We start from the raw sequence: 13,625 nt of genomic DNA on the forward strand, positions 1-13,625 counted from the left end.
AATCATGAAAAAAATATTTATATTATGTATGGCAATTAGTTTTCTGTCCTCATGTGATTTAGACAGAGAGCCATTTGGTTCCTATACAAAAGACAAAATCGAAGAAGATAAAGTAGCAGCAGTAGAAGTTTTATTAAACGGCTGTTATGCACAATTAAAAGGCTGGTCTGATGTTATGCACAGAGTTGGGGAATACCCAAGTGACAATATCATGATTAGAGGAACATCTACAGATTCATTCTATTCTTTCATTTCCTATCAGCACATTCCAGACAACGATAGATTATCTGTTTTTTGGAACAACAGTTATAAGATTGTTTCACAGTCAAGTGATTTAATTAAAATGATTACAGAAGGTGAAAGCGCAACTGTAGATCAACAACTTGGTGAAGCTTATTATTTAAGAGGCATGATCTATTTTTATTTATGCCGTACCTATGGAAGACCTTACGCACAATCACCTGAAACTAATTTAGGTGTGCCAATTGTAAATGGATTGCCAGCAGACGTAATTAATCTTGTATTACCAGATAGATCAACAGTAAAAGATACTTATGCACAAGCGATCAGCGATCTAAAAAAAGCAGAATCTTTAATGACTGTTGACAGATCTGCAGCTTATGCTACAAAAGAAGCAGCGCAGGCAATGCTTTCAAGAGTATACTTATATATGAGTGGTACCTATGAAAATCCAAATCAGGATTATGCAACACTATCAATCGAGTACGCTAATAAAGTAATCAATAGTGGGAAGTATAAATTATTGAGCCGTGAAAGTTTTATGAAATCTAATACTTATGCACCGGATTCTGATGAACAAACCGAAACTATTTTTGCTGTTAAACGCGTAGCTTCAGAATTTTCAGGTTATGATCATTATTATGGAATCGGCGGTATGTATGCTAACATTCAAGGTCAAGGATGGGGCGAAATGTACGCTAGTGCAAAATACCTGGATTTATTAAGAAAATCAGGATTGAAAAAAGATGCACGTTGGGCTTTTATTGATCCGCAATACGATACAGATGAAGCCGGAACCAAAACTCAAGCATTCCGTTTTATCTACGACATTAAAAATACAAGCGGCACTCAAACTGGTTACAACTATATGCAGCAGCCACTTAAAACAAATTCTAATGGTTCATATTATATCACAATTGGATCTACAGATTATAACTTAACAGTAGTAAATGCAGCCGAAAATCAGTACTCAATTGTGTACGACGGAAAAACATATACGGGCGAAAAAGATTATATGATGTTATTGAATCGTGTATACCCAATGTATTACGTTACAAAATGTTCTTTGCAAAATAATGATTCTCACCTATACTCTCCTTCTATTTCAAAATTAGATGAATTGTATTTGAATATGGCAGAAGCTTATGTTAAAAAAGGAGATTATAACAGTGCATTGACAAACTTAAACATTATCCGTTCAAGATCAATCGTTGGCGGCGGTTATACATCATTAGACAATACAAATGCAGTACAGCGTGTTGATGAAGAGCGTCAATTAGAATTAGCTTTTGAAGCACACCGTGGTTATGATGTTTATAGAAACGGACAAACGATGACACGTCACTATCCGGGACCTCATTTACCAATGGTCGACTGGCCGGCTTCAAGCCCAAGAGTAGTACAATACATTCCGCAGTCAGAAATAAATGCTTACCCAGGAACACTGACTCAAAACCCATAATTGTTTAGAATTGTTTTTATTTTTGAAGCCTCTCTAATTTGGTTCATTAGAGAGGAACTTCAAAAAAAGAAAACCTAAATTACCTATATCTATGAAAAACATATTCTGCTTAATCCTTGCTTTAGCCGCTTTTTCCTGTACAGCCAGCAACGACATTTTTAGCGAAAAAACAAGTTTAGAAAATCCAAAAACCAAAATTTCGCTGCCACTTGCCGGTAATGCTTATAGTTCTAAACATGTAGACGAAAGCAATACAATTACAGATAACGGTATTGAAAACTGGACCAATTCTGATGAATATTTCACCGCTTATTTTAGAGTATCAAAAGCAGGAACTTTTCAAATTACTATTGAAGAATCAGTGCAGGTTTTTGGAAAATCAGAACTTGAGTTTTCAATTAACAATGAAGCTAAAAGAGTAAAATTTACGGCATCAAAAAAAGCAGTTACAGCGGGAACTTGGAAAATAAACCAAGAAGGATATGTTGCAGTCAAAATAAAAGGAATCAGCAAAACAAGCGATCGTTTTCCATCGATTAATCGTCTAACAATTTCAAGTGATGATTACGATGCAAAAATTGCTTTCGTTCCTAACAACGAAGGAAACTTCTACCATTGGGGACGTCGCGGCCCATCTGTGCACTTAAACTATCAAGTTCCAGAAAACACGAATGCAAAATGGTATTACAATGAACTTACTGTTCCTGAAAATGAGGACAAAATTGGCTCTTATTTTATGGCAAATGGTTTTGGAGAAGGATATTTTGGAATTCAAGTAAATTCGGCTTCTGAAAGAAGAGTTTTATTCTCTGTTTGGAGTCCGTTTACCACAGATGATCCAGCCAGTATTCCTGAATCACATAAAATAAAAATGCTTAAAAAAGGTGAAAATGTACATACTGGCGAATTCGGAAACGAAGGTTCTGGAGGACAGAGTTACCTAAAATACAACTGGAAAGCAGGAACTACTTATAAATTTTTATTACAAGGATTTCCACTAAACAACAACACAACAACTTATACAGCATACTTTTACGCACCAGAACAAGGGAAATGGCTTTTGATTGCGAGCTTTAACCGCCCGCAAACAAATACATATTTAAAAAGATTTCATTCATTTCTAGAGAATTTTATCCCAGAACAAGGCGATTTTTCTCGTAAAGTCTTATTCAACAATCAATGGATTTGCGACGAAAAAGGAGTTTGGTTAGAAATTAATTCGGCGCGCTTTACAACTGACAATACGGGTGCTAAAGAATACCGAATGGATTTTGCAGGCGGACTTGACGCTAATTCTTTTTATTTAAAAAATGGAGGCTTTTTTAATAATTACACAACGCCAAAAACAATTTTTTCAAGACCTTTAGCAAATAAAAAGCCAGAAATAAATTTTGAAGCTTTACCCTAATCGCACTTAAAAAAAACACAAATACAAAAACAATAATTACCGATAATCAGCATTTAGATTATCAATCATTTTCAAATCAAATTAATTCAAATTATGAAAACTAGTATTTTAAAATTCATGTTAGCTGCCTGTCTTTTGTTTGGATGCACAATCGCGTCGGCACAAATGATCAAAACCAAAACGCCGGCTCGTGCAAAAGGACAACAAGATGTACTGCAATTAGCAACTACTCCAATTCCAACTGTTCGTGTAGCCTTTATTGGTTTAGGAATGCGTGGTCCTGGAGCTGTAGAACGTATGACACATATACCAGGTGTCGAAATTGTAGCACTTTGCGATATGCTTGAAAAAAACACACAATCGTCTAACGAAATTTTAACTAAAGCTGGTTTTCCTAAAGCACAAGAATTTTTTGGAGATGAGAATGCATGGAGAAAAGTAACAGCATTACCAAACGTTGATTTAGTTTACATCGCTACAGATTGGAAACACCACGCACAAATTGGTGTTCAAGCAATGAAAGACGGAAAACACGTTGCAATTGAAGTTCCAGGTGCAATGACAATGAAAGAAATCTGGGATCTTATAGATACTTCAGAAAAAACTCGTAAGCACTGTATGCAGTTGGAAAACTGTGTGTATGACTTCTTCGAGCTTACCACTTTAAACATGGCTCAGCAAGGTTTATTTGGAGAAATTCTTCATGCAGAAGGTTCTTACATTCACGGATTACAACCATTTTGGGGAGAATATTGGAACAACTGGAGAATGGATTACAACATTAAACACCGTGGCGATATCTACGCAACACACGGTATGGGACCAGCTTGTCAAGCATTAAACATTCACCGTGGAGACAAAATGAATTTCTTAGTTTCTATGGATACCAAAGCAGTTGGAAATCCTGCTTATATCAAAGAAAAATCAGGTAAGGAAATTAAAGATTTTAGAAATGGAGATCACACCATGACAATGATTCGTACTGAAAACGGAAAAACTATCCAAATTCAACACGATGTTACTTCTCCTCGTCCATACAGCAGAATGTATCAATTAAGCGGTACAAAAGGTTTTGCAAACAAATATCCATTAGAAGGATACGCTTTAGATGGTAAATCATTAAGTGATGACGTAAAACCAAATCATGAAAAATTAAACGCTCACTCATTTGTACCAGAAGATGTGAAAAAAGCATTAATGGAAAAATACAAACACCCAATTGTAAAAAATATCGAAGAAAAAGCTAAAAAAGTAGGTGGTCACGGTGGAATGGATTTCGTTATGGATTACCGTTTAATTTACTGCCTTCAAAAAGGACTTCCTTTAGATATGGATGTTTATGATTTAGCAGAATGGTCTTGTTTAGGGCCTTTGACAGAAATTTCTCTTGATAACGGTTCTGCACCTGTAGAAATTCCTGATTTCACACGCGGCGGATGGAATAAATTAAAAAAATTAGAATTCGCGGAATAAATTTATTGGTTAGTTAGTAGAAGCAAGAGGGCGCAATTTTATAGCGCTCTTTTGTTTATTAAAAAGATTTTTAATTACTTTGAAAAATGAAAAAAGTTTACTACACCCTCCTATTTGCCTTTTTTACACTGCTCTCTGCATCAGCACAGCAAAAACAAACTTTCGCTATAAGCGGAGGAGATTTTTTATTGAATGGAAAACCAATACAAATTCACTCAGGTGAAATGCATTATTCGCGTATTCCTCAGCAATATTGGCGTCATCGTCTAAAAATGATGAAAGCCATGGGATTAAATGCCGTTGCTACTTATGTATTTTGGAATTACCACGAAACTGCTCCTGGTGTATGGGATTTTAAAACAGGAAATAAGAACTTAGCAGAATATATAAAAACAGCTCAAGAAGAGGGATTATTTGTAATTCTTCGCCCAGGTCCGTACGTATGTGCTGAATGGGAATTTGGCGGTTACCCTTTTTTCTTGCAGAATGTACCTAATATGGTTATTCGCGGTAACAACAAAGAATATTTGGCAGCTACTAAAGCTTACTTCACACAATTATACAACCAGGTTAAAGATTTACAAATTACCAAAGGCGGCCCTATTATCATGGTTCAGGGCGAAAACGAATTTGGTTCGTATGTTGCACAGCGAAAAGATGTTCCTTTAGAAGAACATAAAAAATACAGCGCAGCCGTATTTCAGCAATTAAAAGACCTTGGTTTTGAAGTTCCTTTTTTCACTTCAGACGGAAGCTGGTTATTTGAAGGAGGCGCATTACCAGGCGCATTGCCAACTGCAAATGGTGAAAGTGATATTGCAAAATTAAAAGAAGTTGTAAATAAATTCAATAATGGTCAAGGACCTTATATGGTTGCTGAGTTTTATCCAGGCTGGTTAGATCATTGGGCAGAACCTTTCCCAACACAAAAACCAGAACAAACCGCTCGTCAAACTAAAAAATACTTAGATAATAAGGTTTCATTCAACTATTATATGGTTCATGGCGGTACTAATTTCGGATTCACTTCTGGTGCTAATTACGACAAAGAACACGATATTCAACCTGATATGACATCATACGATTATGATGCTCCTATAAGTGAAGCAGGATGGGCAACTCCTAAATACAATATGTTAAGAGAGCTACTTAAAACAAGCGAAACTCCTGCAATTCCTGAAAAAATGCCAATTATCGAAATTCCGAAAATAGCATTAACAAAAACAGTTGATTTAGCTGATTTAAAAGCAAAAATAAGCCCGGTATATGAAGATACTCCACAAACTTTTGAGCAATTAAATCAAGGCGACGGCTACGTTTGGTACAGTAAAAAGTTCACACAGCCAATCAGCGGAAAACTTGAGCTAAAAGGATTACGCGATTATGCAATCGTTTACGTTAACGGAAAAAAAGTGGCCGAATTAAACCGATACTATAAAAAATACGATTGCGAAATCGAAGTTCCTTTCAATGCTACTCTAGATATTGTAGTCGAAAACATGGGACGTATTAATTATGGTTCTCAAATCAACGAAAACAACAAAGGAATTATAAGCCCTGTTATTATTAATGGTCAAACTATTACAGGCGATTGGGAAATGTACAAATTACCAATGAGTCAAGAACCAGATTTGACTGCTTATAAAAATTCTGGAAAAGTAAATCGTCCTACTTTATACCAAGGTACTTTTACACTTAACAAAACAGGAGACACCTTTTTAGATATGCGTGATTGGGGTAAAGGAATTGTGTTTGTAAACGGAATCAACATTGGCCGTTATTGGAGCGTTGGACCGCAGCAAACTTTATACCTTCCTGGATGCTGGCTTAAAAAAGGCAAAAACAATATTGTAATTTTTGAGCAAAAAAATGAGACGCTGCAAAAAGAACTTAAAAGTATAACTACTCCAATTTTAGAGGATTTAAGACCTGAAAAAGGACAATAATACACAAAAGCAAAAAAGCCATTCACAACAATGAATGGCTTTTTTAATGTGAATAAAAGATTACTTCCAGTTGAAAGTAACTCGTTTTTCAATTTCAGGATTTAAGCTAAATAAAACCGGACAAGTCATTGCCGCACGCTCTAGTATAGTTCTGTTTTTCTCATCAGATACACCGTTCATTTCAAAAACAATTTCGATTGCACCAATACGACGTGGTTCTGCATTCATAATTTTAGTTACTTCGGCAGTCGAATCGATTAGATCTACTTCCATATCACGAGCTTTAATTCCCATAATCGTCATCATGCAGCTTGCCAAAGCATTTGCAACAATATCTGTTGGAGAAAACGCCTCTCCTTTTCCAAAATTATCCACAGGCGGATCAGATATAACTTCGCTTCCTGATTGTACATGTATTGATTTTGTTCTTAATTCACCTAAATAAGTTACTTTTGATGTCATAGTATTGTTTTACAATTATTTAAATTCTTTTTTTTATGTTTTTTTAGCTATTGTAGAGATTACTGATCTAATCCTAATTTAAAAAGTTTTCCATAAGCCAATGCTGCTTTATGAACCTGAACCAGCCAGTCTTCTGCTGCATTATCATCTGCCCCATCCGAAATGTATTTTAAACATAAAAACGGAATATCCTCTTTCATAGCAATCAGTGCCAATGCATAAGCTTCCATATCTACAACATTATACAAGACTTCAGAATGCCCCATTTCAAAACTATCTCCAGTTCCACAGATTCCTTCCTGTAAACCATCCATTTTTAAGCCATATTCAAAAACGGTCGGCAGACCAGAAAAAGGAGTTTCGTAGAGATCATATCCTAAACCTCGAACATCCATATCTCTTTGTATAAATTTCGTACAGCAGACAATATCACCTTTCTTAAAAAAATTACTTCCAGCAGATCCAAGATTAACAATTAATGAAGGTTTTTTATGCTGCAAAACTTTCGACAATTCGTAAGCAGCATTCACCTTCCCAATTCCGGTCATAATTGTATTACATCTTTCAAAAACGTCGGCAGCTTCGGCTTTCAAAGCAAAAGAAAATAATATATCCTCTATTAAAAATGACTGTTCGTGGTTTATTTTTACCATCAATTTATTTTAATTTTTTATATGCAAAAATACCATTTTTAATCTCTCACGATAGTCTATATCACGATTCTTTTAAAAAATCACAAATAAAAAATCCGTGTTGCAAAAAAGCAGCACGGATTTTTTATTCTATATCCTAAATTAAATAATTAGTAAACTTTCACATCTACTTACTGAATTAATACTAGTATTAATTTGCGGTTTTTAAAGTCAGGTCTGAATCATAATATAAAATGTAAACCCCTTTATTAGCATGTCCGCCATCTTCTTTTTTATAAAACTGAAACTTATTCTCCACTTGTTGTGTAGTCATTAAATCTGCTGTTTCTTGATATGTTTTTCCTTGAACCAAACGCATCATCGTATCAAAAGTTACATCAAAACCTCTTGTTGCATATGTATTTGGATAGATTTTATTTTTTAATCTATACTCTTTCTTAAAGATTGAAACCGCCTGATCATCGCTGTCACGAGTAACTGATGGATACATTAATTTAAGTTTTACCAAATTGTCAAAACTAATCTCATCTGTATCAAGCGTGCTGTTTGGTTCTAAAATTACCAATTGAACTTGACACGTTTTTTGTGCATCCAGCAACGCTTTTATCGTTGTTTTTATCATTGCCGTATTTGCCGTTTCCATCACCACATAATTCATTCGGTTTGGCAGTAACAAGCTTTTTAAATTAGCCGCATCTAAACCTCCTGCCTCAGTCAAAGCTGCAAAAACAACTCCTTTTTGATTTTGTTTAATATAACTAATAACTGATTCTTTTTTCTTGTCTACAACAGCAACAATATTACCATTTTTACCACGCATATACTCGAAAACTGTATTTCGAACAACCTCATTTGACGGTATAGTTTGATATAAATTTTCTATTGGGTTCGCCGCATCTTTTGATAAAGGCGAAATAACCGGAACATTATACAATCTTAATGTATTTGCAGTAGATTCTGCATTATTTTGATAAAATGGTCCCACAACAGCATCAGCATCTTGCAGTTTTGAAATTAAACTTGAAATATTTGACGTTGTTTTTGTTTCCTGCGAATCATAGATCGAAACATCAATTGGAAGTTTTAAAACTTTCGCTGAATCGATCGCCATCATTGCTCCTGAATAAAAATCAAGCGTCATATTTAGAAATTTATCCGTTTTCAAACGTGAAGTAGTTCCAGTTGTATCACTTTGTAATTTAGCCAAATTAAACGGCAGCAATAAAACTACTTTTTTGCGATCACCCTGACTTCTTTTTTTACTTAACTCTACTATTTCAGGATTTACAGAAACAGTTTCAGATTTTACTTTGTCTACAATTTGTATTCCTCCACCAGATGTTTTATTTTCCAGCACTTTTTCAACTGGCTGCTGTTGCACAATAATTGGAGTCGGCGCTAAATATCCTGTTGGAACTTTTAAAACCATTCCTTCTTTTACACCTTCTGAAAGTGCAGGATTAAGTGCCGTTAATTCTTCTTGCGATAAATGAAACGTTCTTGATAAGCTGTAAAAAGTTTCTTTTGGCTTTACCTGATAATCCATGTAGCTGACTGCTTTTTTTGCAGTTTCGGCAGGCTTTTTAACTTCTTCATGTTTAGTAACATTTGCAGCAGTACTTTCCGTTTTAGGAGCTGTTCCTTTAATCGTTAATCGATATCCAACTGGCAGATTTGAAACGATATCTGGGTTTCTTTTTTCTAAATCTTCAACCGTAGTTTTATATTGTTTTGCAATAGAATATTTAGTTTCTTTTGGCTGAACATCGTGGTATACGTACTTTTCTTGTACTTTTTCTTTTGTTTTTTTATCTGCGGGAACTGCAGATTTTGAAGCAGATCCTTTTGCAGGAATTACTAATTTCTGACCAATTTGCACGCCTGTTTTTTCAAGAAACGGATTTGCGGCTTTTAATGCTTCATCAGAAATATTATATTTTTTTTCGATGCTGTAAAACGTCTCTTTTGGCTGTACTTCATGAATAATTTCTTTTGAACTTTCGGTCGTTTTTACCGCAGCAGTTGTAGTTTTTACCGCACTTTTAACAGCAGTTGTAGGAATTAATAAAACTGAATTGGGTACTAAACCTCTTCTTGCATCTGGATTTAATTCGTAAATATCAAAAGGTGTAACCTTAAATTTCTGTGCAATCTGATTTATTGTTTCTCCACTCGAAACAGTATATTTTACCACCTTCTCCTGAGAAAAAGCAGAACAGGTTACAAAAAAAACAAGGAATAATAAGGTCGAAAAATACTTCATAATATGGCTTAAAACAATTTAATTTCTAATTCAATTAACAAGATAATAATTTCTTTTATACAAGATTCAAGCCACTTGTTAAATCTTGCCGTTATTATCTAAGATCAACTTCTAATTTTGCAATAATAATGTTCTTATATAACTCATCTTCTTCTTTTTTCTTGCATTGATACAAAACTTCTTCCATGTTTTTAAACTTATCTGAGTAAACATAATACGAAAGACTGTTTATATTAAAGAAAAAGCTGGCATTAAAATCACCAGAATCAATGAGTTTCATAATAAACTTATCACGCAACATTGCGTCTGTAAATATACCTAAAACTAAGTAATAGCCGTTTGAAACTTCTCGAAGATTATCATAAACTTCAACTTTTACTGTTTTGTCACTTTTAAGCGGGTTTTCTTCCAATTCACGCTTCATTTCTTCTAATGAAACTACTTTTGAAGCACCTGTAAAATTTGATTTTTTAACCGCTTCATCTTGATACTTTTTCAGTTTTACCAGCGCCAGTTTATCATCAAATTTTCTGGCTTCCATACTATAATAAGTTGCTTTACTAATATGACGTTTTACTTCTATTTTTTTCTGAGTATCCAGAGAATCTATTTTTGCAATCAATAACTGATTTTGTACATCTCCTTTTTCCTGCTCAATTTTGTAACGTTTTACCTCCTCGACCGAAAGTCTTTGCTGTATAGATGATACATTGTTATTTTTTTCGCTTTCGCGGATTTTCTTTTTGTACTCCTGATTTTCTTCAACAGCAATTTTCTCGACTTTGTTCATCAAACCCGCATATGCTTTTCGATTTTCAGCCAGTTCTTTTTTTAACTGCGACGACAATTCACTTGTTTGCGAAATACTCGCATAAGATTGCTTTTCTAACCGCTTAGATTCATCAACATTCAAAATATCCATTCGCTTTAATTCGACCAAATCACTATTCATTGTATTTACCAACGAATCTAACTTAGTCATTAAAACGTCCTGAACATTTTTATTAGCCTCCAGAACCAATCGCAATTTTTCGACTGAATTTTCTTTTGAACCATTCATATCATTCAAATTAACCTTTAAATCGTTAATTTTAATAATCTTCTGATTCATCTCTTTTTGAATAACAAGTCTTTCTTTCAAATCTGTAATTTCTACCGTTTTAGCTTTAGTTTTTTCAACCACGACTTGTTTTTCGGCCAAAGCAAGCATCAATTCCTCATTTTCATTTGTTGGCTTAACTTCTTTTGTATTAACAGCTAATTTATTTCCAACAACTAATCCGTTTACAATTTCAGGATTTTGCGATTCTAATTGATCTATAGAAATTCCGTATTTTTTTGCGATTGAGTATTTAGTTTCTTTTGGTTCAACCAAATGAAAAAGAGTTTCCTGATTGATTACACGAACTCTTCCATCTAAAGTTTTTCGCTTGTTTGGAATTACAATTGACTGCCCAATCTGCAATCCGTTTTGCAATAAATCCTTGTTTTCATTTTCTAAATCAGAGACTGAAACATTGTATTGTCTGGCAATACTGAACAGCGATTCTTTGGCCGCAACCAAATGTGCAGCTTTTGAAGAACTTACATTCTCTGTTTTTGAAAGATTTGAAGAATTTGGAATACTTAATTCTTGGCCTATTTGAAGTCCGTTGACAAGAATTGGATTTGCATTTTGAATAGCTTCTACAGAAACATGGTATTGTTTTGCTAAGCCAAAAAGAGTTTCTTTTGCACCAACAATATGAGTAATTTGCTGGTCTGGTCTTGTTTTTTCTTCAGAATGAACAGGGATTTTAATAATCTGGTTATCCTGAATTCCATTTTGCGATTCGGGGTTGAGTTTGTAAATCTCATCTACAGAAACCTTATACTTTTGGGCTATAAAATAAGCAGTTTCTCCCTTTTGAATTTTGTGCTCAATAATTGAGTCTTGTGCAGTTATTTTGTTAAAAGACAAAATAAACACAAGAGAAATCGTTAAAAATTCTCTCATAAATAGTAGGTTTAAAAAATTAAGGCGTTACAAATGTAACGCCTTAATTTGAAAAACAATACTATTCCCACTCAATTGTTGCTGGTGGTTTTGAGCTGATATCGTAAACCACGCGGTTCACGCCTTTTACTTTATTTATAATGTCGTTTGACACTTTCATCAAGAAATCGTAAGGTAAGTGAACCCAGTCAGCAGTCATTCCATCTGTTGATTCTACAGCTCTAAGCGCTACTACTTTTTCGTAAGTACGCTCATCGCCCATTACACCAACACTGTTTACAGGAAGCAAAATTGCTCCAGCCTGCCAAACTTTGTCATATAATCCCCAAGATTTTAATCCTTCGATAAATACTGAATCTACATCTTGTAAAATTTGTACTTTCTCTGGAGTAATATCTCCTAAAATTCTAATTGATAATCCTGGTCCTGGAAAAGGATGTCTTCCTAATAATTCAGGATCTATACCTAAAGTAGCTCCAACTCTACGAACTTCGTCTTTAAACAACATTCTAAGCGGTTCTACAATTTGTAATTTCATATAATCTGGCAATCCACCTACATTATGGTGTGATTTAATAGTTGCCGATGGTCCTTTTACCGATACAGATTCGATTACGTCTGGGTAAATAGTTCCTTGCGCTAACCATTTTACATCTTCGATCAAATGAGATTCATCATCAAAAACTTCGATAAATACACGTCCGATAGTTTTACGTTTCGTTTCAGGATCGCTGATTCCTGCTAATTCAGAAAGAAAACGATCTCCGGCATCAACACCTTTTACATTCAATCCCATTCCTTTGTATTGATCTAATACGCTTTGGAATTCATTTTTACGCAAAAGTCCATTGTTTACGAAAATACAGTACAGATTTTTACCAATTGCTTGGTTTAATAAAACCGCAGCAACTGTAGAATCTACTCCGCCTGATAATCCTAAAACTACTTTATCGTTTCCTAATTTCTCTTTTAATTCTCCCACCATTTCTTCAACGAAAGCATTTGGTGTAAAGTTTTGAGGAACTTCGGCAATTTTTACTAAAAAGTTCTCCAGCATTTTTGATCCATCTGTAGAATGGAAAACTTCTGGATGATATTGAATTCCGTAAGTTGTTTCGCCTTCAATTTTATAAGCGGCAAATTCTACGTCATGTGTGCTTGCTAGTTTTACAGCATTTGTTGGAAGTGCTTTTATACTATCACTGTGGCTCATCCAAACTTGGCTGTTTTCTGAAACGCCTTCAAAGAAAACTTCGTTCTCTTTTATATAAGATAAATTAGCTCTACCGTATTCTCTAGTGTTTGAAGCTGCTACTTCTCCACCGCTGAAATGAGCTAAATACTGTGCTCCGTAACAAACGGCAAGCATTGGAAGTTTACCTCTAATTTGAGATAAATCAGGATGTGGAGCATCTTCTGCACGAACAGAAAATGGGCTTCCGCCTAAAATTACTGCTTTGTAAGCTGATAAATCACTAGGAAAGTGATTGTATGGGAAAATTTCGCAGAATATATTTAATTCGCGAACTCTACGCGCAATAAGCTGAGTATATTGCGATCCGAAATCTAAAATAAGTACGTTGTGTTGCATGCGCAAAAATACTTTTTATATTCGAAATTGAAAAATCGGAACGTTGAAAAATAAATATTTTTTTTCAACGTTCCGATTTTCAGTCTGAAAAGTTCAGAGTAACAGAGGTTCAGAGATTTATAATTTTGTAA

The 13,625-nt window shown here is 34.5% G+C and carries 9 protein-coding genes; 4 read left to right on the forward strand and 5 right to left on the reverse strand.

Annotated elements, in window-relative coordinates; genetic code table 11:
• Window positions 1-4 precede the first annotated feature (4 nt).
• The 4 genes from B0A75_RS15200 (at window position 5) to B0A75_RS15215 (ending at window position 6,529) form a co-directional block, all read left to right on the forward strand.
• The gene (locus B0A75_RS15200) at window positions 5-1,702 is read left to right on the forward strand and encodes a RagB/SusD family nutrient uptake outer membrane protein (RefSeq protein ID WP_089055137.1); all 1,698 of its coding nucleotides are present in this window, start codon (window positions 5-7) and stop codon (window positions 1,700-1,702) included.
• Window positions 1,703-1,793: 91 nt separating this feature from the next.
• Window positions 1,794-3,110 carry a DUF3472 domain-containing protein gene (locus B0A75_RS15205; protein WP_089055138.1) on the forward strand — a complete coding sequence of 439 codons (1,317 nt, stop codon included), beginning with the start codon at window positions 1,794-1,796 and terminating at the stop codon, window positions 3,108-3,110.
• 117 nt (window positions 3,111-3,227) lie between these two features.
• Complete coding sequence (locus B0A75_RS15210) at window positions 3,228-4,583, forward strand: Gfo/Idh/MocA family protein (protein WP_241686538.1); 1,356 nt, start codon at window positions 3,228-3,230, stop codon at window positions 4,581-4,583.
• Window positions 4,584-4,669: 86 nt separating this feature from the next.
• Window positions 4,670-6,529 carry a glycoside hydrolase family 35 protein gene (locus tag B0A75_RS15215; protein ID WP_089055140.1) on the forward strand — a complete coding sequence of 620 codons (1,860 nt, stop codon included), beginning with the start codon at window positions 4,670-4,672 and terminating at the stop codon, window positions 6,527-6,529.
• A gap of 60 nt (window positions 6,530-6,589) precedes the next feature.
• Here B0A75_RS15215 and B0A75_RS15220 read toward each other — a convergent pair whose 3' ends face one another.
• The 5 genes from B0A75_RS15220 to guaA all read right to left on the reverse strand — a co-directional run bounded on the left by B0A75_RS15220 (window position 6,590) and on the right by guaA (window position 13,494).
• A complete protein-coding gene (locus tag B0A75_RS15220) occupies window positions 6,590-6,991 on the reverse strand; it encodes an OsmC family protein (protein WP_089055141.1) in 402 nt (133 codons plus the stop codon).
• A gap of 59 nt (window positions 6,992-7,050) precedes the next feature.
• Entirely contained in the window at window positions 7,051-7,644 is a 594-nt protein-coding gene (locus B0A75_RS15225; RefSeq protein ID WP_089055142.1) for a 5'-methylthioadenosine/S-adenosylhomocysteine nucleosidase family protein, read from the reverse strand.
• 190 nt (window positions 7,645-7,834) lie between these two features.
• A complete protein-coding gene (locus tag B0A75_RS15230) occupies window positions 7,835-9,907 on the reverse strand; it encodes a PBP1 and LysM peptidoglycan-binding domain-containing protein (protein ID WP_089055143.1) in 2,073 nt (690 codons plus the stop codon).
• Between the two features lie 94 nt (window positions 9,908-10,001).
• Entirely contained in the window at window positions 10,002-11,903 is a 1,902-nt protein-coding gene (locus tag B0A75_RS15235; protein ID WP_089055144.1) for a muramidase family protein, read from the reverse strand.
• Window positions 11,904-11,964: 61 nt separating this feature from the next.
• Window positions 11,965-13,494: a glutamine-hydrolyzing GMP synthase gene (guaA, locus tag B0A75_RS15240; RefSeq protein WP_089055145.1), complete on the reverse strand. Its 1,530-nt coding sequence runs from the start codon at window positions 13,492-13,494 to the stop codon at window positions 11,965-11,967.
• Window positions 13,495-13,625: the final 131 nt, after the last annotated feature.

Origin of the sequence: Flavobacterium oncorhynchi (assembly GCF_002217355.1) — a bacterium.
Lineage (GTDB): Bacteria > Bacteroidota > Bacteroidia > Flavobacteriales > Flavobacteriaceae > Flavobacterium > Flavobacterium oncorhynchi.